Here is a 26,700-nt window from a genome sequence, read left to right as displayed (position 1 = left end):
ACAGATTAATCAGCCAGAAGAAAATCATTGCGAAAAATCCGTGTAATCTGTTCAATCCGTGAGAATAAAAACTTCCGTGAGAATAGGTCTCACAGATTCCACGGATCTCCACAGATTAATTAGCAGAAGAAAATCATTCAAGAAAAACCCGTGTAATCTGTTTAATCCGTGAGAATAAAACTCCCGTGAGAGTATGTCACACAGATTTCACGGAATCATTGTGCAATCCGTATACATATTTTGTTGATTCATTGTGCTGCGATGTGCGTTAATGATCCCTTTGCAGGGGCGGCCCTCGTGGCCGTCCGGTCGGTCGTAAGACCGAATAGATTTATTTACCCGTTGATTCCTGACGACCACATTATTATATACACGTTCCCAAACTATCCGCTACCAGCCCCGACGGGGCTGAATCGTCAATAACCCCGGACTAAGCGAGTGATAACTAATGTGTTGCACGCATCCACCGTAGTTACTATGTTTGCATCGGCTAACGCCCTCACGTGCATCAGAACATGCTGCTTCGGCTTCTGTGTTTTTCATGGTTTTGAGATTACTCCTTTTCCTTGAGACTTCACATTCTGAGACGTTAATTCTGCAAAAAAAAGTAGGGCTAACCGAATAATTATCGTATCTTTGCAGAGATAAATAAAAAATAACAATAATTAAAACGGTATCACCCTATGAAATTGCAAAGTAACAAAATTTCCTTCAAAGGACAAAACATTTACGTAGGAATTGACGTACATTTAAAGACTTGGTCGGTAACCATTTTGCTGAAAGACAGCAATTACAAGAAGACTTTCACGCAGCCGGCGAGTCCGAAGGCACTCTTCGAGCACTTGAAGAAGAATTACCCAGGAGGTATTTACCACGCTGTCTACGAGTCAGGATTCAGCGGTTACTCAAGCTGCTACGAGCTTCGTGATCTTGGCGTTGACTGCATCATAACTCACGCCGCCGATGTGCCGACATCGCAGAAGGAACGGCTGTCGAAGACGGACGCGGTGGATTCTGCCAAGCTCGCACGTTCGTTAAGCAATGGCGAATTGAAAGCCGTTTACCTTCCGCCTAAGGATAAGCTCGGAGACAGGGAACTGATGCGGACCAGACAGACGATAATGAAGGACATCTGCCGTGTCAAGTGCCGCATAAAACACCTGCTGTATACCAACGGCGTCTCATACCCGGAACCGTTCGCCGCTTATCGCTCCCACTGGACACGGGCCTTCATCAAATGGCTTAGGGAGGAAGTCACTCTTCTATCAGGCAAAAGGATTGCCCTTGATATGATGATTGAAGAGCTTGAGTACTATAGAAAGCTGCTTCTCCGGGCCAACAGGGAGATAAGGATCCTGACGAAGAGCGAGGCCTACGCCGAGGCCTACAACCGCCTTATAGCTATTCCCGGCATAGGGATGATAACGGCGATGACTATCCTTACGGAAGCCGTTACGCCAGACCGTTTTACGGGATTGAGGAGATTCATAAGCTATCTCGGACTCGTTCCTACCATGGATGATTCTGGCGAGAACGAGAATGCTGGCGAGATAACACCCCGTGGAAACCAAAAGATAAGAAGAATGATCGTTGAAAGTACATGGACCACCATACGCTATGACCGGGAAATGGCCTCAGCTTTCGGCAAGTACTGTCAGCGCATGAAGAAGAACCAGGCCGTAATACGCGTAGCCAGAAAACTTGCCACCAGGTTATGGCACGTGTTCAAGTACGGCGAAGATTACAAGGAATGCCAATAGGTTACATCATAAAGGAAATCCTAGAAAACACTTTCGATATAAGCGACTGCTACCCGCCCCTTGGTGAGCTAATGACTGCACTTTTCTCGTAGTTTGTGGCGCTTTTCCTGTCATTAATTGAGCAGTAAACCGTGAACCCGAATGGGTATCACTGATAGAAGTTGGTTTGATGGGATTTTTTAATGAATCTTACGCCTGATGACAACCGTTCTTTGGGCGTTCTCTTGATAGGACAGAAGTCACTATCCAAGGCTTCGTGTCCCTATACGAAAGTACAACAAATGCTAAAATGCTGATAATCAGAGTTAAAGAAAAATAAATAAAAGTCAATTATTTGGTTTGCAACATAGAAGGGGCGGGGTTTATCCCCGTCCTACCAGCGTCGGACAAGAATCAAGGTAACACCTCGCAGCTGCGAGGGTGGGGATAAACCCCACCCCTACGGTGGCGGAGTGCTGCAAGCGGCTTAGCATCAGTGGTTTACGCAGAATATTACGACTTGTCAAACGTCAGAAATAAATGCAGAGATTCGGTCTTTCGACCGAATAATCGTATTCATTTGTCGATTCGGGGCAATCGACCGCCCCTAACCCCACCTTCTCTTCAAAGGTATTATGTTGTTAATCCGTTGATAGTTAATGTGTTGCACGTATCCACCGTAGGGGCGGGGTTTATCCCCGTCCTACCAGCATCGGACAAGATTCAAGGTAAACGCCCCGCAGCTGCAAGGGTGGGGATAACCCGAAGCTGCTGAAAAAGTCCGGCAACTCTCCCAATTTGTGTGCTCTATGTTATATTTATGCAATTATGGCCTCAAAATAATCCCTGAAAAATTTGGCTATGTGACTGAAAATTAGTATCTTTACAACGTATTAAGATGACTTGAATATGCTGTCACGACAAACCAAACTCCAATTGAGTTCTTATAGCACAATTTACGATGTTGTTGTGCCAAAAACTCATAAGCTCAGAATTCTGAAAGATAAAATTGACTTCAATTTTGTCCGTGAAGAGGTGGAAAAGAAATACAATGTCAAAATGGGGCGGGCTGCTGAAGACCCTGTCAGAATGTTCAAATATTTGTTCCTGAAATGCCTGTACGGCATGTCGGACAGAGGTTTGATAGAACGTTGTATGTCTGACATGGCATTCAAATATTTCCTTGACCTCGCTCCTGAAGATCCTGTAATAGACCCCAGCCTGCTGAGTGTCTTCCGTCGCCAGCGTCTGGCCGACTCGAATCTGCTTGATTTCCTGATTACCAAGAGTGTTGCGCTGGCTGTTGACCTTGGTGTAATAAAATCCCGCACCCTGATTGTGGACGCCACGCACACGTGCTCGACCTACAATCCATTTGCGCCCGTCGAGATTCTCCAGCTTCGAAGCAGGAAGCTCAGAGCAAGCATATATGACAACACTAAAGAGCCTGACACATACCGGAAAATGTTTCCGGAGAAGCCGTCGGGCAAGAATCTTGAGGCTGAAATGGCGTACAGCCGCGAACTTATATCCATTATTCGGGAAAAGAAAATCATGAGCGACATACCCATTGTCGTAGAGAACGTTAATCTTCTTGAGGAGACGATAGAGGACATCGAGGACCACTTTACGACATCGGTAAAGGATAATGATGCCCGTGTCGGTCATAAATCAGAAGATTCTTTCTTCGGCTACAAGACTGAAATTATGACTACCCCGGAGTTGATAATCACGGCGGCCAATATAACTACCGGTGAGAAGGCTGATGGAAAAGAGCTGCGCACCCTTGTGCAAAAGAGCAAGAACAATCTGGGCGCAACCGAAGAAGACAAGAAGGTGGATGACGTGCTCGGCGACGGGGCCTATGGAGGAGACAACAATCTGAAACTTGCCAAGGAAGAGAAATTCACCCTTTATGCAAGGCCGAATCCTATGCTGTACAAAAGCAATGAGAATAAGGATGACGGTTTTGAACTCAACAAGGACGCTGGAATGTACACTTGTCCTGCCGGGCATTTAGCAGTGGGCAAGTCAATAATCAGATATAAGAAAAAAGGTAAGGGCAATGACAGACTACAGTTTAGATTTGACCCCGATAAGTGCGAATGCTGCAAGCTCAAAGACAAATGCCTCAAGCAAGGCTCAAAGACGCGATACTACTCCATTCCGATAAAGACCCCAGAACAGGAAGAGCAAATGAAGTTCTGCAAGACCCCGGAATTTAGAGAACGAATAAAGGAGCGATTTAAGGTAGAACAAGTAAACGCGATACTAAAGAACGTATACGGCTATCGCAAGACTCTATCATATGGCATCTATAGTATGAAAATACAGGGTGCCATGACCATCTTTGCGTATAATTTAATGCGAATTTTGAAATTAACGCGAAAAAATGGCTAACGGGAGCCATTTTAGTCTTTCTTTCTTATAGACAGCCACAGAGGCTCTATAAGCCCCGTAACACAGTTAATTTTTCATTAGTCGAAAGCCAAAACTTGTACAAAAATGGCATGGCGTCAGGGCTGTATGGGCAGTATGAATATGCAATGCGAATTGAATTTATATAGCACATTTCTGAAAAAGGTACTTTTTCAGCAGCTTCGGATAACCCCCACCCCTACTATAGGAGCTATAGGCGATGATAGGCAACTATAGGGGCTATAGCAACTATAGCAACTATAGAGGCTATAGCAGCTATAGAAACTATAGGCCGGGGCCTATGGGCGCCCTGCTACTTTCGGCCGATGATGTGGAGCCACTTGAGAGGCTTCTTGATGAGCTTCTTGAGGCCCGACTCCTTCTTCTCAGGGATTTCGAACTCGTCGCGGATGTCGTATTTTGTCGAGTGGAACTGGCTCTGAGAGTCCTTGGAACTGTTCCTGCGGCCGTTGCGACCCTTGCGGCTCTTCTCGCCACTGCGGTTCTTTTCGCCGTTCGCGTTACGGCTGTTCTTGCCGTTAGCGTTGCGGCTGTCGTTGTTGGCAGCGCGGTTCTTTCTGCCGTTGCGGCTGTTGTCGCCACCGTTGTCGGTAGCGGCGTTACGGTCCTGACTCTTTCCTTTGCGGCGGTTGTCGTTGTTAGGATTATCGTTGCGTTTCTGGTTGCGGCCACGCTTTGTGCCCTCGCTGTTGCGCTGTGTGTCAGCCGGATTCTCGTTTTCGGTACGGTCGTTGCGGCGGTCGTTACGCTTCTGCTGTCCGCGGCGCTGATTATCCTTTGGCTTATTCTCCTGACGATCGTTGCCGTTCGGCTGGTTCTGACCGTTGTCAGCGGTCTGCTGTGCTGCGCCATCGCCCTGACCCTTCGGCCGGCGCTGCGAGCGCGGACGGTCGTTGTTTCTCTCCTTTTTGTCCTTGTGGCTCTGACGGTCGCGGTCCTTGCGCCGGCGGCTCTTGGCCGACGACTTGCGATATTCGGGTGCCTCACCGAGGCCCTCGGGCAGCGGCAGCTTCTCGACCTCCTTCTCAAGGAATTTCTCTATCTGATTGAAGTAGACCATATCGTCGTCGCTGACGAGCGTGATGGCACTGCCGTCGCGCTCGGCGCGTGCCGTACGGCCAATGCGGTGGACGTAGTCCTCGGCATCATGTGGCACGTCGTAGTTGACGACCATCTGGATGTCGTCGATGTCGATACCGCGGGCTATGATGTCGGTGGCTACGATGACGTCGTACTGTCCGCTCTTGAACTTGAACATCATATCGTCGCGCTCGGCCTGCTCCAGGTCGGAGTGCATCTCTCCGCAGTTGATTTTCATGCGTTGCAGGGCCCCGGCGACCTGCTTGACCTTCATCTTCGAACCGCAGAAAATGATGACCCTCTTCAGGTCGTTGTCCTTGAAGAGATGTTTGATGATTCCGAGTTTCTGGGTCTCGTGGCAGACGTATGCCATCTGATGGATTTTCTCGGCAGGCTTGCTCACGGCCAATTTCACCTCTACGGGGTTGTGGAGGAGCGTCTTGGCGAGGTCCTCAATCTTCTTAGGCATTGTGGCAGAGAACATTATCGTCTGACACGTCGGCGGCAGGTGCTTGGCGATGGTCATGATATCCTCCGAGAATCCCATGTCGAGCATACGGTCGGCCTCGTCGAGAACGAAGAAACTCACCTTGCTGAGGTCCACGTTTCCGAGCGAGATATGCGATATGAATCGTCCCGGAGTGGCAATTACCACGTCGGCACCGAGCTGCAGGCTCTTGAGTTCCTGGTCGTAGCGGTTGCCGTCGTTGCCTCCGTATACGGCCACGCTGCTCACTCCGTCGAGATAGTAGGCGAATCCCTGCATGGCCTGGTCGATCTGCTGTGCGAGCTCTCGTGTGGGGCTCATGATGACGCAGTTTATCTTGTCGTCGGGATAGCCGCCGTCGGCGAGCTTGCTGAGTATCGGCAGCAGGTAGGCCGCCGTTTTTCCCGTTCCCGTCTGGGCCACACCGAGCACGTCGCGGCCGCTGAGGATTTCGGGTATACATTTTTCCTGTATTGGCGTGCAGTTGTCGAAGCGCATATCGTAGAGCGCGTCGAGCACGTCGTCGTTTAAGTCTAAATCTTCAAATTTCATTTCATTAATTAATTAGGTGCCTGGCGGTAACAGAACAGAGCTATCACCGCGAAGATAATGTTTGGAGTCCATGCGGCCAGTGGCGGCGGCATGTTGGCCTGTACGGCGAAAGCCGATGAGACCGTCTGGAGCATAATGTAGGCGAAACTCAGGGCGAATCCCACACCGAGATACAGTCCCATTCCGCCTTTTCTCTTCCTTGCCGACAGCGATGCTCCGATGATGGTGAGGATGAACGATGCGAACGACATGGCTATTCGCTTGTGATATTCGACCTCGTACTGCTTGACGTTAGCCGCCCCTCGCGACGTCTGCTTGCTGATATACCGTTTCAGCTCCGGGCTCGTGAAGGTCTCCTGCTGCCCCTTCGAGTAGATGAGGTCGGCGGGCTCCATGGGGATGACGGTGTCCTTGACGGCTCCCATCTGGATTTTCTCCCTCAGTCCGCGCAGCGTACGCACCTTCCAGTTGTTGGCTGTCCAGTGGTATTTCGACTCGGCGATGGTGTCGTACTGTATGTCGCTGGCTGTCATGTGGCTTACGAGCTTCTTGCCCTCAAACTTGTCGAGGCTGAATCCGTAGCCGCGCTTAATCTGGTCGTCGTAGTGCTGCATGTAGACGACGGTGCTCTTCGAGAGGCGTATCTGCACGTTGTCGGCGGCGTTGGTGACCTTGTTTCGGCGATAGCGGTTCTCGAACTGCTGCCGTATGACGGTGCCATGGGGAATGACATAGGCGTTGAGGTAGAACGTCGTCAGGGCTATGAGCACACACGAGAACATATACGGCCGGAGGAGTCGGCGGAACGACATTCCCGTAGCCATCATTGCTATTATCTCGGAGTTGCCGGCGAGCTTCGAGGTGAAGTATATGACGGCAATGAAGACGAAGAGCGGGCTGAACAGATTGGAGTAGTAGGGAATGAAGTTGGCGTAGTAGTCGAAGATGATTGCCCTCCACGGCGCATGGTACTGCGTGAACTTCGAGAGGTTCTCGTTGAAGTCGAAGACGATGGCTATGGAGATGATGAGGAGAATGGAGAAGACGTATGTTCCGATGAACTTCTTGATAATGTACCAGTCGAGCAGACTGATATATCGCCGCGGGTTGAGCCACGACAGCATCCATGCCATGATTTTCACCACGGGTTTCATCCATCGCATGTGGTTCCCCAACCTCCGGGCTCCGCGCAGCGCCTGTCGGCGGGCCTTCAGCAGTCGGCGATATTTTCTAATCTTGCTATAGTCCATTGTTTTTCCGTTTTCTTTTTACCGTCTCCTTCCGAGCTGGTCGATGACCGAAGCCTTCCACTTCGTGAAGTCGCCGGCGATGATATGCTGCCTTGCGTCGGTGACGAGCCGCAGGTAGAACGCCAAGTTGTGGATACTGGCTATCTGCATGGCCAGCAGCTCCTTAGCCTTGAAGAGGTGGTGGAGGTAGGCTTTCGTCGTCACCCTGTCGATATGGCATCCGCCTTCGTCGAGCGGCGAGAAGTCGGTCTCCCACTTCTTGTTTCGCATGTTCATCGTTCCCTCGTAGGTGAAGAGCATGGCGTTTCGGCCGTTGCGTGTCGGCATGACACAGTCGAACATATCGACGCCACGCTCTATGGCCTCCAATATGTTCTGCGGGGTGCCCACCCCCATGAGGTATCGCGGCTTGTCCTTCGGCAGGATGGCGTTGACGACCTCTATCATCTCGTACATCACCTCCGTGGGCTCTCCCACGGCGAGTCCGCCGATGGCATTGCCGTCAGCGCCCTTGTCGGCTACGAACTTTGCTGCCTCGACTCGCAGGTCCTTGTAGGTGCATCCCTGCACGATGGGGAAGAGGCTCTGGCGGTAGCCGTAGAGCGGCTCTGTGGCGTCGAAGCGCTTTATGCACCTGTCGAGCCACCGCTGCGTCATGGCGAGGCTGTTCTTGGCGTAGGTGTAGTCGCTGAGTCCCGGCGGACACTCGTCGAGGGCCATCATGATGTCGGCACCGATGATGCGCTCGGTGTCCATAACGTTCTCCGGTGTGAAGAAATGTTTCGATCCGTCGATATGACTGCGAAACTCGCATCCCTCCTCCGAGAGTTTGCGGATGCCCGTCAGCGAGAACACCTGAAAGCCGCCCGAATCGGTGAGGATGGGGCGTTCCCAGCCGTTGAAGCCATGCAGGCCTCCGGCGGCGCGCAGCACGTCGAGTCCCGGCCGGAGATACAGATGATACGTGTTGCCGAGGATAATCTGGGCCTTGATTTCCTCGCGCAGCTCGTCGAAGTGAACGGCCTTGACAGCTCCCTCGGTGCCCACCGGCATGAAGATGGGTGTAAGGATTTGTCCGTGGTCGGTGGTGATGACTCCGGCGCGCGCGTCGGAGGCATCGTCAGTGTGTTGCAGTTCGAATGTCATTTTTTTTCGTCTCTACTTCTTATTTTCCTTGTCGTCTTTCTTGTCCTCGATGGTGAAGTGCACGGGGTTGTCGACAATCTCGTCGGTGAGGGCAAAATTCCACACGTCCTGTACGTTCTCGACATAGTGGAAGGTCACCCCTGTGCGGTATTTCTCAGGAATCTCCTCGATGTCCTTGCGGTTCTCCTGGCACATGACGATGTCGGTGATGCCGGCGCGCTTGGCAGCGAGAATCTTCTCCTTAATGCCTCCCACGGGCATAACCTTTCCGCGCAGCGTTATCTCGCCCGTCATGGCGGTGTTCTTGCGCACCTTCCGCTGGGTGACAGCCGACGCTATCGACGTGGCGATGGTGATGCCCGCCGACGGTCCGTCCTTAGGTGTGGCTCCCTCGGGCACGTGGATATGTATGTTCCACTGCTCGAAGAGGCGGTAGTCGATGCCGAGGACATCGGCATGGGCCTTGACGTATTCGAGGGCGATGATGGCACTCTCCTTCATGACATCGCCGAGGTTGCCGGTGAGGGTCAGTTTTCCGTTGCCTCGCGACAGCGATGTCTCGATGAAGAGAATCTCGCCACCGACACTTGTCCAGGCCAGTCCCGTGACGACGCCGGCATAGTCGTTGCCCTGATAGATGTCGCGGTAGAAGGGCTGCTTGCCGAGGAGCTCCTCGAGCTTGTCGGGAGTCACGCTGTGGTACTTCATCTCGCCGTCGAGGGCTTTCTGGTAAGCGAGCTTGCGCAGTGCCTTGTTTATCTGTTTCTCCAACTGCCTTACACCGCTCTCGCGGGTGTAGTTCTCAATTATTTTCTCGAGTGCCTTCTTTGTGAATGTCACCTTCGGCTGCACGGTGTCGAGGCCGGTGTTGGAGAGTTCCTTAGGTATGAGGTGGCGGCGGGCTATCTCCACTTTCTCCTCGGTGATATATCCGCTGAGCTCAATGATCTCCATACGGTCGAGGAGCGGCCTCGGAATGGTGTTGAGGTCGTTGGCGGTGGCAATGAACATCACGTGCGAGAGGTCGTAGTCGATGTCGAGATAGTTGTCGTGGAACGCCTTGTTCTGTTCGGGGTCGAGGACCTCGAGGAGTGCCGATGCCGGATTGCCGTTGATGGTGTTCTGCGTCACCTTGTCGATCTCGTCGAGGATGAACACGGGGTTGCTCGTCCCTGCCTTTTGCAGACTCTGGATGATTCGTCCCGGCATGGCTCCGATGTAGGTGCGGCGGTGACCACGGATCTCGGCCTCGTCGTGCAGTCCTCCGAGCGACACCCTGACGTACTTCCTGTTCAGGGCCTCGGCGATGCTCTTTCCGAGCGATGTCTTGCCCACTCCCGGTGGTCCGTAGAGGCAGAGGATGGGGCTCTTGAGATTGCCGCGGAGCTGCAGCACGGCTATGTATTCGAGAATGCGCTCCTTGACCTTCTCCATGCCGTAGTGGTCGCGGTCGAGGATGCGGCGGGCGCGCTGCAGGCTGAGGTCGTCGGTGGTAAACTCGTTCCACGGCAGCGAGACGATAGTCTGCAAGTAGTTGAGCTGCACGCTGTAGTCGGCACTCTGCTGGTTGAGGGTGGCGAGTTTGCGCATCTCCTTGTCGAAGACCTTCTTCACCTCCGCCGACCACTTCTTCGTCTTAGCCTTCTCGGTGAGCTCGTCGCTGTCGCTGTTGCCGGAACCGTCGCCGAGTTCGGCCTGTATGTTCTTTATCTGCTGGTGGAGGAAGTAGTCGCGCTGCTGGGCGTCGAGTTCCTCGTGGGTTTTCATGCGGATATTCTGCATCATGTCGAGGAACTGGTTCTCGCGGCTCATAATCTTCAGCAGCTCGAAGAGGCGGTCCTTGATGCTGTCGATCTCGATGAGGTGCATCTTGTCCTTGATGCTCAGGGGCAGCGACGAACAGGTGTAGTTGGTCCGCACTATCGGGTTGTGGATATTCTGGAATGCCATCTCGGCCTCGTCGGGCATATCGTCGTTGTTGTGGATATACTCCGTCGTGGCCGTGTTGAGACTTTTGATGGCCGTGAGCCACTCTATGTCGTCATCTTCGGGGAATTTCTCCGTGGCCGGCGAGACGACACCGGTGAGGTAGTTGCGGCCTTTCTTGGCCGACTTCAGGCGGCAGCGGCCGAGGGCTTGGATGATTGCCGTGCGGGTGTTGTCGTCGCCGGGCACATCGATAACCCTGACGAGACGTGCCATCACACCGGTGCGGAAGATGTCCTTCTCGCCCGGGTCCTCGGTATCTTCGTTGGTCTGGCAGAAGACGGCGAAGACCATAAACGTGTTGTCTTCTGCCTTTTTGATGATGTTGAGGCTCTTCTTGCGGCCGATGAGCAGTGGGGTGAGCACTCCCGGGAAGAATACCACGTTGCGCGTGGTGAGGATTGGCATTTCGCCGCCCCCGCCGCTGGTGAGCAGATCGGTGGCGTCGCCATCGTAGTCGGCTATCATCTGAATGCTTTGTTTCTTTCGCATTGAAGTTATATATCTTTCCTTTCTTGGTTTATACTGAATTTTCTATTAGGGTGCAAAGGTACAAATAAAAAACCGAATACCACCTATCTTATTGATAATAAATATAAAATTGGCGGGGCGCGCTATAGGGCTTGATGGGAAGCTATAGGTGCTATAGAAGCGATAGCCACTATAGAAACTAATAGCCACTATAGGAGCGATAGCCACTATAGAAACTATAGGAGCTATAGCCAGCTATATTGTTCTAATGACTGCGGTTTTATTCTGAATTATCTTTACATAAAATCCATTCGGCCCATTTGGCCCTGCAAAACGGTCCTTTTCGCGTCGCGAAAGGTACCGTTTTGCGTTGTGAAATGGCCCGTTTTGCAATGCAAAACGATACCTATTGTAAACGGTTTGATAATCAGTGAATTACGATGATGACGGAAGAAAATTAAAGGAATGAATTATATTTACAAAGATAATTGCCCGTTGGCTGCCAACGGCCCATAATTCTGCCTACCCGCGCCCTGCCAACGGCCATCGTTTATTCGTGGTGCTTGGACGGCCATAAACGTTGTTTTACCCTTTGTCTCCGTGATCCGCTTGCAGGGGCGGCCCTCGTGGCTGTCCGGTCGGTCGTCAGACCGAATCTCTGTATTTATTTCCGACGATGACAACACTATCTAAGAAACTGCGCAAACCTCTGATACTAAGACTCTTGCAGCACTCTGTCGCCGTAGGGGTGGGGTTTATCCCCACCCTCGCTGCTGCGGGGAATTTGCTTTGTATCTTGTCCGCTGTTGGTAGGACGGGGATAAACCCCGCCCCTACGGTGGATGCGTGCAACACATTAGTTATCAATGGATTACCAAGCCAACGCCTTCGAAAGGCGGGCAGGATTAGGCCGTTAGTTGGCCCCGAATCGACAAATGAATACGATTATTCGGTCTGACGACCGAATCTCTGCATTTATTTCTGACGTTAGACAAGTCGTAATATTCTGCGTAAACCGCTGATACTAAGACACTTGCGACACTCTGTCGCCGTAGGGGTGGGGCTTATCCCCTCCCTCGCTGCTGCGGGGAATTTGCTTTGTATCTTGTCCGCTGTTGGTAGGACGGGGATAAACCCCGCCCCTACGGTGGATGCGTGCAACACATTAGTTATCAATAGATTACCAACGTAATGCCCTTGCAGAGTATGCAGGTTAGGGGTCGTTCGGTCGCCTCGAAGATGCAAAGGAAGACGTGTATTCGGTCTGACGACCGACCGGACGGCCATAAAGGCCGCCCCTGCAAATGGATCACGGAGGCAAAACGGTTGGCGGCGATTACATGTGCTGCACCTACCCACTTGCAGGGGCGGGTAGGCAGGGTTAGGTGCCGTCCACAATCCTTATTCATAGGTTCACCCGTCCACAAGCTCAACCTTTTCCCATGGTATGAATTTTGCGGCATCAGCGGTTTTGCAGGTTTTTCTTGCGGTTGCAAGCCTGAGGCACGAAGGCTGTTTCTTCTCTGTCGCCGGCTTGCCGAAGCTTGCTTCGGAGCAAGGCGGTGACGGAGAAGAGACAATGGGCGAAGCCCTTGCAAACGCAAGTGGTTTTATTTGGTTTTTGTCAGAAGATAAAGAATGTTCCCGCCCTGCGGTGAATGTTTACGACGCATTTTATTTGGTTTTTGTCAGAAGATAAAGAATATTCCCGCCCTGCGGTGAATGTTTACGACGCATTTTATTTGGTTTTTGTCAGAAGATAAAGAATATTCCCGTCCTACGGTGAATGTATGTTATGGATATTTTCTACGCATTATGCCGTTTGCCGCTGCCCCCTCACCTAATATAAAACTCCTTTGTCAGCTCATGGTACCACTCCGACCGGCGGCCATCGGGGGCAGTGAGGATAACGTCTGAGTGGTCGTAGGTGGTGGCGGGACCATTGACGAGACGGGCCATGAAACGGCGGGGACGCTTGCCTTGGCGGGTACTCACGGCGACGGTGGCGGCTACGGACATCCCGCTGATGATGGCCTCACCCTCCATGTCGGACTCGGCATCGGCGGGACCGATGACCGACATCACACCGCCGTCGGCCAACAGCCTCCGGGCACCGCCCATAAGGTCGCGGAACGACAGCGAGGCGGTGTGGCGCGCGGCCGTCCTGCGGGCATCGGGCGAGAGGAGGGAATTCTGAAAATAGGGTGGGTTGCTCACGATGGCATCGAACGACTGTGGCATGGCCGTCGCGGCAAAATCCTGCAACGACGCGTTGACGACCGTAATCCGGCTGCCGAAAGGCGATGCCGCGGCGTTGGCCACGGCCTGACGGCACGCGTCGGCATCGATGTCGATGGCCGTCACGAGGGCTTGCGGAAATCGCTGCGCCATCATCAGGGCTATGAGACCGCTGCCCGTTCCGATGTCGAGGATACGTGTCCCGCCGGCGGCCCATGCTCCGAGGAGCACGCCGTCGGTGCCCACCTTCATGGCCGTCATGCTGTCGTCGACGGCAAACTGTCGGAATGTGAACATCGTCGGGTTAAATCTGTAATGTGCGGCGGACGACATCCTGGAGTCTGCGCCCCTGTGCCACCACCGACGAACGCAGTCGGTCGATGTCGTAGAAAACCTCCGAGAAAGCCGTCTGCAGGGCGTTGGGCTGCCGCGCGGCCTTGTTGGCGTTCTTGTTCACCACCATATTGATGCCACCCTTATGGACCCTGATTTCCACATCGGCACCGGTCATCTTCGGGTCGCCGTCGAAGTGGATAAGGCCCGGCTCAGAACGGTGGATGAGAATGCTCTCGGTCTTGAATGTCTTTATCTTCGTGTTCTTGTCGAGGGTTTTGTTGAAGAGTTCCAGGGCCACCTGCGGGGCCTCTAAAGCATCGAAGGGCTCCATGATTATGACGTTCAGCAGACCGTCGCTCATCGAGGCCTGTGGGGCTATGAAGGCATTGTTGCCATACTGCGACGCATTGGCGACACTGATGAGGAAAGCCTTGTAATGGCTTGAACCACCGTTGTCGACAATCTCGTAAGTCTCTGGTTTATAGCGTGCTGTCTCCTCAAGTACCTTCTGCACGTAGGTCACCAGACCCCGCTTGCCGGCCTCGGCAAACTTCATGCTTATGAACGCGTCGAAACCCATGCCGCAGGTGCAGAAGAAGGGCATGGCGTTGATGGTACCGTAGTCGAGTTTGTGGATTTCGCCGTCGTTGATGATGTCGAGGGCTTTCGCCGCGTTCATCGGAATCATCAGGTGGCGGGCCAACCCGTTCCCCGATCCGCAGGGCAGTATTCCCAAGGCAGTATCGGTGTTGATAAGCCCCTTGCCAACCTCGTTGACGGTGCCGTCGCCGCCGACAGCCACGACGATGTCGTCGCCACGGTAGGCAGCCTGAGCTGCTATCTCCGTGCCGTGACCGGCATACTGGGTCTCCTCGATGGAGAAAGTGAACTTGCTCCTGTCGACACGCTCCTCGATGAGGGCCGGAATGCCGGCCTTGCTCACCGTTCCGGATATGGGGTTGAGGATGAATGTTATGTGCTTCATAGGTTTGATTTATACCATTCGGAAAATGCAAAGGTAAGAAAATCCTTGCGCATTAAGGCGAAAACACGCAAAAATTTCATGGATTTTCAATATTTCCGGAAAAATGTTGCCGTATATTTCAAATATTTCGTAACTTTGCAGCCTAATTAAAAAATTGTGGAGCCACTCTGTGGCTGCGCATTTTCATAACTAAAATGGGACAGTTACAAGAAAGGTATAAGAATTACCGCGAGCCTCAGAAATTCATGAAGGCTGGTGTATATCCTTATTTTCGGGAAATTACAAGCAAACAAAGTACGGAGGTCACCGACATCGATGGGCATAAGATTCTTATGTTCGGGTCGAATGCGTATACGGGCCTGACTAATGATCAGCGGGTCATCGACGCGGCCCATCGCGCTCTTGACAAGTACGGGTCGGGATGCGCCGGAAGCCGTTTCCTCAACGGTACCCTCGACATCCACGTGCAGCTCGAGAAGGAGCTCGCCGCCTTCGAGCATAAGGACGACGCGCTGTGCTTCTCTATGGGTTTTGCCGTCAACGCAGGCGTCATACCCGCTGTCGTGGGCCGTGGCGACTACATCATCTGCGACGACCGCGACCATGCAAGTATCGTCGACGGACGCCGGCTGAGTTTCGCTACCTCGCTCCACTATAAGCACAACGATATGGAGGACCTCGACCGCGTGCTGAAAAAGCTCCCCCACGAGGCCGTGAAGCTCATCGTCGTCGATGGCGTCTTCTCCATGGAGGGCGATCTGGCCAAGCTGCCGGAGATTGTGGAACTGAAGAAGAAATACAACTGCTCGCTGATGGTCGATGAGGCCCATGGCCTCGGAGTCTTCGGAAAGCAGGGCCGTGGCGTGTGCGACTATTTCGGTGTCACCGATGATGTCGACCTCATCATGGGCACATTCTCGAAGAGTCTGGCCTCCGTCGGTGGATTCATCGCCGGCGACAAGGACACTATCAACTACATCCGTCACAACTGCCGCACGTACATCTTCTCGGCCAGCGACACTCCTGCCGCTACAGCAGCAGCCATGGAGGCCCTGCACATCATCGAGAACGAGCCCGAGCGTCAGCAGCACCTGTGGGACGTGACGAAGTACGCCCTGAAGCGCTTCCGTGAGGAGGGCTTCGAGATTGGCGATACCGAGAGCCCGATTATCCCGCTCTACGTGCGCGACATCAACAAGACATTCCTCGTGACAAAGCTCGCCTACGATGCCGGTGTGTTCATCAACCCAGTCATCCCGCCGGCTTGCGCGCCGCAGGATACTCTCGTGCGATTCGCCCTCATGGCCACCCACACCGAGGAACAGGTCGAGGAAGGTGTCCAGCGACTGAAGAAAATCTTCGTCGAGCAGGGCATCATAAAGAAATAATGTGTGTTAGTAAGAACGATTGAAGAGTATCGGTGCTATATATATAATAATGTATATAGCCCGTACACTTCTCTCGTATCTTCTTTTTTATTGCAGTCATCGATTGCGAGTTCTACGTAATCGCAGGTGTATTGTGCACCGTTACCATGAAAAATAAGCAAGGAAATTTTCGGTGATTACGAATTGTGCCGTAATTGCAGGCGGATTGAGCGCTGATTCTGTGATAAACGGACAAAGAATAATCATCAAGTTTCGTGCTCTTAGGATGTATTGACATGGGAATCTGCAGCCGATTCTTTGCCATCGTGATTCATTTGCAGGTTGTGGATAGGCTGGGGTAGTGGTTATCCGCGGATGACGGCAAATAATGATTGCCATCCCAACCTACGTGTCAAGTTGAAGATATTTGGTCTGACGGCTGACCGGACGGCCACGAGAACCGCCCCTGCAAGCGGATAATTAACGCATTCACAATATTCTGGTCGACGGGCCACTGCCATGTGCCCTTTCGTCTTATTCGTCCAAAACTATCCGTCTCGACCCTAATGTGTGGCATTTACAATCATCTGTATTTCACCCGCTTGCAATATCCTTAAAAAAATATCGTGAAAAATTTGGAATTGCTAAGAAAATGTTGTACCTTTGCACTCGCAAAACAGAAAACACCTCAACGGGAAGTAGCGCAGTCCGGTAGCGCTCCTGGTTTGGGACCAGGTGGTCGCAGGTTCGAATCCTGTCTTCCCGACAAAAAATGCAATAAGTGATTGGGTATTCCAGTCACTTTTTTTGTGTCTGTTAGTTAAGAGGAATGGGATTATTGGATAGGTTTCGATGTAAAACCTTGTTGGATTATTCTTTGATTTTAAAAGTTATCGATTGAATCCTTTAATTCCTTAGGTGTAAACAAAAGGCTCGCACACACCAGCAACGACCCAAATTTTTACTAATCTTGTTGTTTGCTTAAATAGTTTTCAGCATTCATGAATTTTCCGCGTCGTCTTTTTCCTCTTCTTTGCTTTTCTTGAAAAGAAATATACTTGCAAGCCCTACAATTATTGCCGTTATAGAACCTGCAAGCCAATCGTGCCCTTTATAACCAAGAAAACAAACAATGCCTATACTGAATATTGCAATAATGAAAGCCATAATTTGGCCAATTCGGCTCTCCCTGATTCGTGAGTCAATGATCTTCTTTTCACATTCGAAACGGTGAGCCATCTGCTTTTCTGCCATCGTAAGGATACGCTCCGGGGCATCCGCCATGACATCCTGATAAGCCTTGAAGTCCTCGGGAGCGGGGAGAGGCCCACTGAATGTTTTCCTTTCTACCATAGCTGAGAAGGCATGAGCGATGATAGAACGTTGCTTTGGATCCTTAATGCCGTCAATGACCTTGTTGATATCAACTATAGATGGGTTTTCAGAGACGTGGCTATCTATTTGATCTTTATCTTTTTCACTCATATCTACATCTTGGAATATTCACGCATAGCTCGTTTTAAATCGCCACCGATGGCCATCCAATCCTCGCGCATATCAGTTATATCATTGCTACGCATATATTTCTTGAAAGGATTGTCAAGCCTTAAGATGGTCATAGATTCCAAACCGGTTTTGAAATTCGGCAGGCAATGTCTCAATCCAGCTGTGGAGCTTTTTGTTGTATACTTATGATTCTTCTTCATGTGGCATTTGGAGTTAAGCATTTGTTAGGTATGCAAAATAAGTAATTTCTTGTCAAAAGACCAAACCATTTCTGTTATTTAACATTAAATTGGACACTTTGAATTGAATCGTGCGTTAATTGGTGGCGTTATCTCATGGTAGTAGAGTACGTTAGCATATAGAGCCTGCTTATTATTCGGAGTTTAATATACGGATTAGGATGTATAAATTGAACCATTTGAGGCTGCAAAACGGCCCGTTTTAGCGTGCGAAACGATATGCCGCGAAGAGGGAGTAAAGAAATTTCAGAATATTAGCCTGTTTTTAGAGCAAAAAGAAAGAAAAATAATGGGGAAAGAATTTGGAGATAAGAAAAGAATTTCATACCTTTGCAGACTACATATCATTGGGGTTGACTGGATTTGACGGCAAGACGAGATGGTATGTAAGCACGCGGAGCCTCGTTGGCTAGCTCCTTAATCTGAGTGAACAAAAATTAATTGGCGAAAACAATTACGCTCTCGCTGCCTAACCGAAGTACAGTAAGTTACTGGCTTAATCGCGTCACAAGGTGATGCGACGAGACATCGCTCCGCGGATGTTGTTCCGAATCCAAAGGTCAAGCGGTGCAGATTAAATCGGAAATAGCACTCCGGTGCCCCGGCCGTAGTGTGAATTTTTAGGGGATAAGGCAGTTGTTGGTGGTCCGGGTCTTGCAGCTGCACGAAAACCGAAGGCCGGAATAAGCGTGTAGAAAGCATATGATTTCCTTGTGCGGACGTGGGTTCGAATCCCACCAGCTCCACCCAATCGGCTTACAGCCTGTCACTTCCCTGTGGCAGGTTTTTTCTTTTCTGTAGCCCGCCGCCGACCGTTCCGCCGCACCTTTTCGGTATCCCGACGGTCTCCGGCACAATAAAACGGCGCGCCGGACGTTTATACAATAATATGAACATCAAGACATTCAGAATATACGCCGTCGTGTGCATGATCCTCCTCTCGCTCGGAGCCGCGGCACAGACGTTCACCCTTCAGGGGCGGGTTGCCGACAAGGACGGCAACCCCATAGAGCTGGCCAGCGTCTCGGTGCTGGCCCAGGGCAAGCTCGTCATGACCAACCTCAAGGGCGAGTTCCACATGGACCTGCAGAGTGCCGACACGGTGAAGGTGGTCTTCGCCATGGTGGGATACAAATCGAAAACGCGCATTCTACACCGTCCACGCGGCAAGCAGACCCTCCAGGTGCAGCTCGCCGACGACAATATGCTCGGCGAGGTCGTCGTCGAGGGACAGACACCGCAGCACGGCACCACAAAGCAACTCGACACGAAGGACATGAAGACTGCACCGTCGGCAACGGGCAACGCCGTCGAGGAGCTAATACAGTCGCAGGCCGGTGTGTCGACCCACTCGGAGCTGTCGAGCCAGTACAACGTCCGTGGTGGATCGTTCGACGAAAACTCGGTGTATATCAACAATGTAGAGGTGTTCCGGCCGTTCCTCGTACGCAGCGGACAGCAGGAGGGACTGAGCATCATCAACCCCGATATGGTCGACAAGATTGGATTCTCGACCGGCGGTTTCGAAGCCAAATACGGCGACAAGATGAGCTCGGCACTCGACATCACATACAAACGGCCAAAGCAGACCGAAGGGAGCATCGCAGCATCGCTCCTCGGAGCCAGCGGCTACCTGGGACTGGCAACGAAAAAGCTCACCTGGACGAACGGACTGCGCTACAAGACGAACCGCTATCTGCTCGGATCGCTGGAGACAGAGGGTGAGTACAGGCCGAATTTCCTTGACTATCAGACATATCTCAGCTGGCGGCCAAAGACAAACTGGCAGGTCGACTTCATCGGAAACATATCGGAGAACCACTATAATTTCCAACCCGAGGACCGCGAGACACGGTTCGGAACGCTCGAGAACGTGCGCAGTTTCCGCGTTTATTTCGACGGTCAGGAGAAGGACCTCTTCCGCACCTATTTCGGTACCGTGGCCATAACGCATAAACTCAAGGACAACAAGACGAGCATCTCGCTCCTCGGATCGGCTTTCTGGACAAAGGAGCAGGAGCGCTACGACATACAGGGACAGTACTGGCTGACGCAGACGGAGACATCGGAGAACCTCGGCGTGGGCACGTACATGGAGCACTCCCGCGACTATCTCAAGGCTAACGTCAAGAGTGTCAAGCTCATGGTGAGCCACAAGACGGCCAAACACAATGTCGAGGGTGCCGTGACGTACAAGATTGAGCGCATACGCGAGAACTCGGCCGAATATGAATACCGCGACTCGGCAGGCTACAGTGTGCCTCACACCGGCAACGACCTGTACATGATTTACTCGCTAAGGGCGCGAAACAGCCTCAACGGCAACCGCACAGAGGCTTACCTCCAGGACAACTGGCACTTCCAGAGCCGCAACGACTCGCTGCCGACGCTCTACACGCTCAACTACGGTGTGCGCTTCGCCCACTGGAACTTCAACGGTGAGAGCCTCTTCTCGCCGCGCGTGTCGCTGTCGATAACGCCGGGATGGAACCGCAATCTGACGTTCCGCTTCGCCACGGGACTATACTATCAGGCTCCGTTCTACAAGGAGCTGCGCGATACGACAACGGTCAACGGCATAACCTACGCCAACCTCAACCGCAACATCAAGTCGCAACGGTCCATACACTTCATCGCATCAATGGACTACAGGTTCAACATGCTCGAGCGACCGTTCAAATTCTCTGCCGAACTATACTATAAAGCTATCTCGCGACTTATCCCCTACTCGGTCAACAACGTGAAAGTGGTCTACTACGGCGACAACAGCGCCAGTGGTCATGCCGCAGGTCTCGACCTGAAACTCTTCGGCGAGTTCGTCCCGGGCAGCGACTCGTGGCTCACCCTCTCGCTGATGAACACGAAGATGAACCTCAACGGGCGCAGCATTCCGCTGCCTACCGACCAGCGATACAGCGTGAACCTCTTCTTCACCGATTTCTTCCCGGGGACGACGCGGTGGAAGATGAACCTCAAATTAGCTTACGCCGACGGACTGCCGTTCTCGGCCCCTCACCGCGAACTGGAGCGGTCGTCATTCCGCGCGCCGGCCTACAAGCGTGTCGACATCGGAATGAGCTACCGCCTCTACGACAATCACGAGCGAACGAAGAACAGTATCTTCAAGAATATATGGTTAGGCCTCGACTGTCTCAACCTCTTCGGCATCAGCAACGTGAACTCATATTATTGGGTAACCGACGTCACCAACCAGCAGTATGCCGTACCCAACTATCTCACCGGCCGACAGATAAACGGTCGTGTGCTGTTCGAGTTTTAACCCACCGGCCGACAGATAAACGACAGCGCGCGGTTCGAGAGTTAGCTCACCGGCCAGACAGATAAACTGTCGTGGGCGGTTTGAGATTTAACCCACTCGCTGACAGATGAACGGCAATGCGCGATTTCGAGTCTATGCTTCAGACCCGCAGAAACGACAAAGCCACAAACGCTATAAATTCCCCTATAGCGCTTGTGGCTTTGTAGTTGATTCTCGTAAAATTCGTATCGTTCGCATAAGAACAGACAGCCCGTTCCGCACGGACAACACGGATGATACGATTTTCAATGCAGGTGCACCTACACACTTGCAAGGTGCGGATAGACAGGGTAAGGGCCGGAAGAAGCCAATGGGCAAACTGCACTATGCTCCTTGCGCGTTAGCCAGCATATCGTATGAGCGTTAACGAGCCACTTGCAGGGGCGGCACTCGTGGTCGCCGGGTCGGCCGTCAGACCGAATCTCTGCCGCTTCATGCTGTAGGGAGGCCAATTTAATTGCGTTGTCCTTTCCGCTTGCAGTAGCGTTCACACTGCATCGTGATGTCGTAGCCGAGGAGGGCACCGAGGATGAAATCTTCCTCGGGCGAGATGTCGCTGAGCGGACGGCTGATGATATACTGGATGGCCTCGACACACGCCTTACGCCCGAAATAGAGATTTATCCGTCCGTTGCCAACAGGCTGGACAATATAGTCGATAGCCTGACTGCTGAGTTTCTTTATGGCTAAAGACTCATACCGCTCGGGAAAGGTGCAGAGCACCATCTGTCGCACACCTTTCTTATATTGGTATATCTGCTCTGAGAGCACACGGATATCGGCAGGAATAGTATCAGTCTGTTGCATAACGGATTACGGTTTTTTAAAGTTCTGGTTTTATTGCTTCTACCCAAGCGTCCATGCGCTCGTCGGTCTTGTCACTCTCGTTGACCTCGTCGAGGGCCAGTCCAACGAATTTTCCGTCGACGACGGCCTCGGAATCATCATAGGTATAACCGTCGGTAGAGACCTGTCCGATGACCTTTGCACCCGCACCCTCGACCTCGTTACAGAGTTCGGCCATACCGCCACAGAACGTGTCGGAGTAGCTCTCCGAGTCGCCGCAGCCGAAGAGAGCCACCGTCTTTCCGCTGAGTCCGGCGGCTTTCAGTGTCTTCACACCGTCGTACCAGTCGTCCTGCATCTCGCCGGCACCCCATGTGGAGGTACCGAGGATGAGGTTGTCGTATTTTGCCACCGTCTGCTCGTCAATATTGGCTACGTCGAGAACATCGGATGCGTCGACACCGAGTTTGTCGGCCAACCGCTTGGCCAGGTCCTCACACGTCCCCGTGGACGACCCGTAGATAATTGCTGTTTTCTTCATATCATTATATATTATTGCATTTGTCCGGTTGCAAAGGTAAGAACATTATTCCGTCGCGGCAATACCTAAAAAAGATGAAAAGTCGGGGGGAGGGGGAGCATCAAGAAAGTTCCTCGCCAAGCCACACAGATTACGAAAAGGGTATGTCTGTTGCACGAATATTACGCCCCCCATGATTTTCAGCGCATCGGAAACATGATATGTAGGCGCACTGGATATTTCCCGTGGGCCGATATGTTCATAATTGGTTAGAGAGGTTTATGACCCACAATTTAAAATTCATGTTTACATCGCCACAGCAAAAGTTTGTAAATTAATAAGAAAAACCGAAGGAAAATCGTAATAGATTTTTATTTACATTTAATTGATTGCGAATTATACATGTTAGTGTATACAAAGGTATAGTCTTTGAAGTTTAGATAAGAAAAATCACAACACGGAAAAATTTATTTTGCAAAAAGCTTGCATTCGCCTCAAAAATTTTGTATCTTTGCATTAGGAAAAACACAAAGACATCATATATAAGTATTAGATATTGGCCAAATATTGACGTTGGTAATAGCATGTGCACACAAACATGCGACAAAGGCTATTGTCTCGAAGAGGCAAATAAATATATTCGGTCTGTCGAGCGTCCGGACGGCCCTAACCCTGCCTACCCACCCTGCAAGCCGATTACGTTGGCAATACGATGCCAGTCTTGGCCGCTATGTCGTGCGCATACATTATATAATATGTAGAAGCGGGGTTGCTGACGGCAGGAATCTGAAATGCGGATGGTTAATAAAGAATAAATAATCGTAAAGGAATTGTATATGTTTCAACGATATTTAACATTCCACTTCAAAAAATTATACATAAATCAGAATTGAAAGTTGATTGTCAAGAAGTAAAGTCCAAAAATTATTATATATTGTATTTTTTAAATAACTTTGCAGCGTGACAAATCAATCCATTTAGATACAAATCAAAAACTAAATAGCCTAATATGCAACAAACGAAGTGGTTTAGGGGTAGACTGATACCCGCAACAGCATTATGTGCTGCTTTGTCGCTTACTCCCGCCTTTGGCGTGCAGAAAGCATGGGCAGAGACTCAGGAGGCTCAGCAGTCTTCGGTGCATGGTACCGTCGTCGATGAGAACGGCGATCCTGTCATCGGTGCTACTGTCTTGGTTGACGGACGAACGAAGGATGGTGCCATCACCGATCTTGATGGTAACTTCACTATCAACGTCAAGCCTGGGACTCGTCTGAAGATATCGTATGTGGGATACGTCACACAGACGGTGTCGGCATCAAACAACATGAGGATTCAGCTCAAGGTGGAGGATACTACTCTGCAGGGTGTCGAGGTTGTGGCCTACGGCACGCAGAAGAAGGTGACCGTCACCGGTGCCCTCTCGTCAGTGAAGAGTGAGGATCTCGTCCGCACTCCGGTGTCTTCTATTAATAATGTGCTCGCCGGACAGCTCTCCGGTGTGACCACCGTCCAGATGTCGGGAGAGCCGGGCAGCGATGCTGCCAGCATCTTCGTCCGTGGTAAGGGATCGTGGGAGAACTCCTCACCGCTGATACAGGTCGATGGTGTGGAACGCACGATGAGCGACATCGACCCGAACGAAATCGAGAGCATCACCGTCCTGAAGGATGCATCGGCAACAGCCGTCTTCGGTGTCCGTGGTGCTAATGGTGTCATCCTTATCACCACCAAGCGTGGTGCCGAGGGAAAGGCCAAGATATCGGCATCGACATCATTCTCCGCTCTTACACCTACGAAGATGGTCAAGCAGGCCTCCTCGCTCGACTACGCACTCTTCTACAATCAGATGCGTGCCAACGACGGTCTCACTCCTTACTTCAGCGATGATGTCATCAATCACTTCCGCACCGGCGACGATCCTATCCGCTTCCCGAATACCCGGTGGACGGATTATCTTATGAAGGACGCCACCCTGCAGACGCAGACCAACGTCAACATCTCCGGAGGCACGAAGAAGCTGCGCTACTTCGTCAGCGGAGGTATGTTCACACAGGGCGGACTCTTCAAGCAGTTCGACCAGCAGTACACCAACGACTACCGCTACAAGCGTTTCAACTATCGTGCCAACATCGACCTCGATATCACGCCGACGACGACCCTCTCGGCTAATCTCTCCGGTGTCCTTGACAAGGCACAGAAACCATACACCGGTCTCGGATCAGGACGAATGATCGTCAACATGTACTGGGCAACACCATTCTCCAGTCCGGGTATCGTCGACGGAAAGCTCATCGCCAACGGTAATGACGCTGCCGACAACCCCGATGGAGAGGTACTGCCGTTCATCGGCCAGAACGGTATGTCGTACTACGGCTCGGGATTCATGAACACCGAGAACAACAAGATGAGCGTCGACCTGCAGTTGAATCAGAAACTCGACTTCATCACCAAGGGACTGTCGTGGAAGATTAAAGGTTCATACAACAGTAACTTCCTCGTTTACAAACAGGGCAGCTCAGCAATAGCTACTTATACCCCGGTACTGCGTGCCGCCACCGATGAGGCCGGCAACGTCATATACAGCGATGCCGATGCGCAGATACCTCTTTATAATATGCTTCTGCGCAAGAACGGCGACTACACACCACCATCGTACTCTGAGACGCACGGCATAGGCCGTAACTGGTATTTCGAGACCGCCCTCAACTACGCACGCCGCTTCGGCAAGCACGACTTCAGCGGACTCGTCCTCTACAACCAGAGTAAGACATACTATCCGAACGGTTCTTATTCAGACATCCCTCACGGATACGTGGGACTCGTGGGACGTGTCACCTACAACTACGACTATAAGTATATGGCCGAGTTCAACATGGGTTACAACGGTTCGGAGAACTTCGCTCCCGGCAAGCGCTACGGATTCTTCCCAGCAGGATCAGTGGGATGGGTCGTCAGCGAGGAGAAATTCTTCAAGCCGCTAAAGAAAGTCGTATCCTTCTTGAAGCTCCGCGCATCGTGGGGTCTCGTAGGTAGCGACTGGCTCGGATCTGCATACCGATTCTATTATACTCCCGACCCGTACAACGTGAACCAGACAGCACTCTTCAACCGTACCGGAAAAGACGGCGGTGCATACGGTTACAACTTCGGTGTGGAGAACGGAACAACAAAATATGGTGCCGTGGAGGCCAGCAAGCACAACCCCGACGTGACGTGGGAGCGCGCTTTCAAGCAGGACTACGGTATCGACATCAACTTCCTCAAGGACCGTCTGACGATGACCGCCGACTGGTACCACGAGCATCGTAAGAACATCTTCGTATCCGATAATACCGTTCCGGTGTTCATCGGTTTCACGGCTCCGCTTGCCAACCTCGGTGTGGCTCACTCATGGGGATGGGAGGTCAGCTTAGGATGGAACGACAAGATTGGCGACAACTTCCGCTACTGGGCAAAGCTCAACCTGTCGTACAACCAGAATGAGGTGCTCGAGATGAAGGAGGCACCTATGAACAACGCTTATCAGTATCAGAAAGGACACCGCATCGGCGCACGCTCGATGTATAAGTTCTGGAAGTACTACTACGATGGTGCTGAGGCCGACTACGAGAAGGAGTTCGGTTCAGCTTTCCCAAAGCAGATCGTCAAGAAACTCAAGCCGGGTGACGCAGTGTATGTCGACCTCGACAAGAACGGAGTTATCGACGCTAACGATATGTCGCGCGACAATGGCTACACCGACGACCCGCAGTATATCGCCGGTCTGCAGTTCGGATTCCAGTGGAAGGGACTGTCGATGAGCGCACAGTTCACTGGAGCATGGAACGTCACCCGTCTCATCTCCGATGTGTTCCGTCAGCCGTTCTACCGTTCGTCGTCAAACAACGACGGTGGTCTGCTGCAGTATCATGTCGACAATACCTGGACTCCCGACAATCCGTCGCAGAGTGCTGAGTATCCGCGTGCTACATGGGAGAACGCCGTACAGAACTACGCCACATCTACCCTCTATGAGAAGGATGCCAAGTATCTGCGTCTGAAGACCCTCCAGGTGGCTTACGACTTCCGCTTCCCGTGGATGCACACCCTCGGTCTGAACCAGCTGCAGCTTGCCCTCAGCGGCTATAACCTCTTCACCGTCACACCGTACAAGTGGGGTGACCCGGAGACAAGAGCGTCATCGTCGCCATCGTATCCGTTGCAGCGTACGTACACCATCTCTCTGAAACTCGGTTTTTAGCTGATACACAT

16 protein-coding genes, 1 tRNA gene and 1 other RNA gene are annotated in these 26,700 nt (G+C 51.8%); 8 read left to right on the top strand and 10 right to left on the bottom strand.

The annotated features are described in order from the left end of the window. Positions 1–683: 683 nt before the first annotated feature. Positions 684–1,760, top strand: a complete 1,077-nt coding sequence (locus tag LDN30_RS12800) for an IS110 family RNA-guided transposase (protein WP_223926469.1) — start codon at positions 684–686, stop codon at positions 1,758–1,760. An 888-nt stretch (positions 1,761–2,648) separates the two neighbouring features. Beyond that, the gene (locus LDN30_RS12795) at positions 2,649–4,139 is read left to right on the top strand and encodes an IS1182 family transposase (RefSeq protein ID WP_223927435.1); all 1,491 of its coding nucleotides are present in this window, start codon (positions 2,649–2,651) and stop codon (positions 4,137–4,139) included. 331 nt (positions 4,140–4,470) lie between these two features. Here LDN30_RS12795 and LDN30_RS12790 read toward each other — a convergent pair whose 3' ends face one another. The 4 genes from LDN30_RS12790 to lon form a co-directional block, all read right to left on the bottom strand. Continuing rightward, positions 4,471–6,297, bottom strand: a complete 1,827-nt coding sequence (locus LDN30_RS12790) for a DEAD/DEAH box helicase (RefSeq protein ID WP_223927437.1) — start codon at positions 6,295–6,297, stop codon at positions 4,471–4,473. A gap of 8 nt (positions 6,298–6,305) precedes the next feature. Further along, a complete protein-coding gene (locus tag LDN30_RS12785; RefSeq protein ID WP_373316566.1) occupies positions 6,306–7,430 on the bottom strand; it encodes an LptF/LptG family permease in 1,125 nt (374 codons plus the stop codon). 135 nt (positions 7,431–7,565) lie between these two features. Next, on the bottom strand, positions 7,566–8,693 hold the full coding sequence (gene tgt / locus LDN30_RS12780) for a tRNA guanosine(34) transglycosylase Tgt (protein WP_223927439.1): 1,128 nt from the start codon (positions 8,691–8,693) through the stop codon (positions 7,566–7,568). A 12-nt stretch (positions 8,694–8,705) separates the two neighbouring features. Next, positions 8,706–11,171: an endopeptidase La gene (gene lon, locus LDN30_RS12775; protein WP_223927441.1), complete on the bottom strand. Its 2,466-nt coding sequence runs from the start codon at positions 11,169–11,171 to the stop codon at positions 8,706–8,708. A 1,426-nt stretch (positions 11,172–12,597) separates the two neighbouring features. On the opposite strand from lon, the gene LDN30_RS12770 reads away from it, so the two are divergent. Next, the gene (locus LDN30_RS12770; protein ID WP_223927443.1) at positions 12,598–12,849 is read left to right on the top strand and encodes a hypothetical protein; all 252 of its coding nucleotides are present in this window, start codon (positions 12,598–12,600) and stop codon (positions 12,847–12,849) included. 137 nt (positions 12,850–12,986) lie between these two features. Here the strand turns inward: LDN30_RS12770 and LDN30_RS12765 are convergent, their stop codons facing one another. Continuing rightward, a complete protein-coding gene (locus LDN30_RS12765; RefSeq protein ID WP_223927445.1) occupies positions 12,987–13,685 on the bottom strand; it encodes a tRNA1(Val) (adenine(37)-N6)-methyltransferase in 699 nt (232 codons plus the stop codon). A gap of 7 nt (positions 13,686–13,692) precedes the next feature. Then, complete coding sequence (locus LDN30_RS12760) at positions 13,693–14,709, bottom strand: diacylglycerol/lipid kinase family protein (RefSeq protein WP_223927447.1); 1,017 nt, start codon at positions 14,707–14,709, stop codon at positions 13,693–13,695. Positions 14,710–14,903: 194 nt separating this feature from the next. Here LDN30_RS12760 and spt point away from each other — a divergent pair, with 194 nt between their 5' ends. Next, positions 14,904–16,097, top strand: coding sequence for a serine palmitoyltransferase (spt, locus tag LDN30_RS12755; RefSeq protein WP_223927449.1), 1,194 nt, complete (start codon positions 14,904–14,906; stop codon positions 16,095–16,097). A 671-nt stretch (positions 16,098–16,768) separates the two neighbouring features. Then, positions 16,769–16,842: transfer RNA gene (locus LDN30_RS12750), tRNA-Pro, on the top strand. 233 nt (positions 16,843–17,075) lie between these two features. Here LDN30_RS12750 and LDN30_RS12745 read toward each other — a convergent pair. Together LDN30_RS12745 and LDN30_RS12740 are read right to left on the bottom strand one after the other, a co-directional pair. Beyond that, the gene (locus LDN30_RS12745) at positions 17,076–17,561 is read right to left on the bottom strand and encodes a DUF2335 domain-containing protein (RefSeq protein ID WP_223927450.1); all 486 of its coding nucleotides are present in this window, start codon (positions 17,559–17,561) and stop codon (positions 17,076–17,078) included. A gap of 2 nt (positions 17,562–17,563) precedes the next feature. Then, positions 17,564–17,782 (bottom strand): hypothetical protein, encoded by a 219-nt coding sequence (locus LDN30_RS12740; RefSeq protein ID WP_223927452.1) that lies wholly within the window; start codon positions 17,780–17,782, stop codon positions 17,564–17,566. Positions 17,783–18,170: 388 nt separating this feature from the next. Here LDN30_RS12740 and ssrA point away from each other — a divergent pair. Both ssrA and LDN30_RS12730 read left to right on the top strand, forming a co-directional pair. Continuing rightward, positions 18,171–18,570: a transfer-messenger RNA gene (gene ssrA / locus LDN30_RS12735) on the top strand. Positions 18,571–18,749: 179 nt separating this feature from the next. Beyond that, complete coding sequence (locus LDN30_RS12730; protein WP_373316567.1) at positions 18,750–21,101, top strand: TonB-dependent receptor; 2,352 nt, start codon at positions 18,750–18,752, stop codon at positions 21,099–21,101. 492 nt (positions 21,102–21,593) lie between these two features. On the opposite strand, the gene LDN30_RS12725 is transcribed toward LDN30_RS12730, so the two are convergent. Both LDN30_RS12725 and fldA read right to left on the bottom strand, forming a co-directional pair. After that, positions 21,594–21,947 (bottom strand): DUF2023 family protein, encoded by a 354-nt coding sequence (locus tag LDN30_RS12725; RefSeq protein ID WP_223927455.1) that lies wholly within the window; start codon positions 21,945–21,947, stop codon positions 21,594–21,596. Between the two features lie 16 nt (positions 21,948–21,963). Then, positions 21,964–22,467 carry a flavodoxin FldA gene (gene fldA / locus LDN30_RS12720; protein WP_223927457.1) on the bottom strand — a complete coding sequence of 168 codons (504 nt, stop codon included), beginning with the start codon at positions 22,465–22,467 and terminating at the stop codon, positions 21,964–21,966. Between the two features lie 988 nt (positions 22,468–23,455). Between fldA and LDN30_RS12715 the strand changes: the two genes are divergently transcribed. After that, positions 23,456–26,689: a SusC/RagA family TonB-linked outer membrane protein gene (locus LDN30_RS12715; protein WP_223927459.1), complete on the top strand. Its 3,234-nt coding sequence runs from the start codon at positions 23,456–23,458 to the stop codon at positions 26,687–26,689. Positions 26,690–26,700 lie beyond the last annotated feature (11 nt).

Origin of the sequence: Prevotella lacticifex (assembly GCF_019973375.1) — a bacterium.
Taxonomy (GTDB): Bacteria; Bacteroidota; Bacteroidia; order Bacteroidales; family Bacteroidaceae; genus Prevotella; species Prevotella lacticifex.
Note: the sequence above shows the minus strand (reverse complement) of the source record. Positions and strands in the feature narration are given on the sequence as shown.

Excerpts from the sequence above, each read along its gene's own strand:
- LDN30_RS12800 (WP_223926469.1), top strand. The coding sequence starts at position 684 with ATGAAATTGCAAAGTAACAAAATTTCCTTCAAAGGACAAAACATTTAC.
- LDN30_RS12795 (WP_223927435.1), top strand. The coding sequence starts at position 2,649 with ATGCTGTCACGACAAACCAAACTCCAATTGAGTTCTTATAGCACAATT.
- LDN30_RS12790 (WP_223927437.1), bottom strand. The coding sequence starts at position 6,297 with ATGAAATTTGAAGATTTAGACTTAAACGACGACGTGCTCGACGCGCTC.
- LDN30_RS12785 (WP_373316566.1), bottom strand. The coding sequence starts at position 7,430 with ATGGCATGGATGCTGTCGTGGCTCAACCCGCGGCGATATATCAGTCTG.
- tgt (WP_223927439.1), bottom strand. The coding sequence starts at position 8,693 with ATGACATTCGAACTGCAACACACTGACGATGCCTCCGACGCGCGCGCC.
- lon (WP_223927441.1), bottom strand. The coding sequence starts at position 11,171 with ATGCGAAAGAAACAAAGCATTCAGATGATAGCCGACTACGATGGCGAC.
- LDN30_RS12770 (WP_223927443.1), top strand. The coding sequence starts at position 12,598 with ATGAATTTTGCGGCATCAGCGGTTTTGCAGGTTTTTCTTGCGGTTGCA.
- LDN30_RS12765 (WP_223927445.1), bottom strand. The coding sequence starts at position 13,685 with ATGTTCACATTCCGACAGTTTGCCGTCGACGACAGCATGACGGCCATG.
- LDN30_RS12760 (WP_223927447.1), bottom strand. The coding sequence starts at position 14,709 with ATGAAGCACATAACATTCATCCTCAACCCCATATCCGGAACGGTGAGC.
- spt (WP_223927449.1), top strand. The coding sequence starts at position 14,904 with ATGGGACAGTTACAAGAAAGGTATAAGAATTACCGCGAGCCTCAGAAA.
- LDN30_RS12745 (WP_223927450.1), bottom strand. The coding sequence starts at position 17,561 with ATGAGTGAAAAAGATAAAGATCAAATAGATAGCCACGTCTCTGAAAAC.
- LDN30_RS12740 (WP_223927452.1), bottom strand. The coding sequence starts at position 17,782 with ATGAAGAAGAATCATAAGTATACAACAAAAAGCTCCACAGCTGGATTG.
- LDN30_RS12730 (WP_373316567.1), top strand. The coding sequence starts at position 18,750 with ATGATCCTCCTCTCGCTCGGAGCCGCGGCACAGACGTTCACCCTTCAG.
- LDN30_RS12725 (WP_223927455.1), bottom strand. The coding sequence starts at position 21,947 with ATGCAACAGACTGATACTATTCCTGCCGATATCCGTGTGCTCTCAGAG.
- fldA (WP_223927457.1), bottom strand. The coding sequence starts at position 22,467 with ATGAAGAAAACAGCAATTATCTACGGGTCGTCCACGGGGACGTGTGAG.
- LDN30_RS12715 (WP_223927459.1), top strand. The coding sequence starts at position 23,456 with ATGCAACAAACGAAGTGGTTTAGGGGTAGACTGATACCCGCAACAGCA.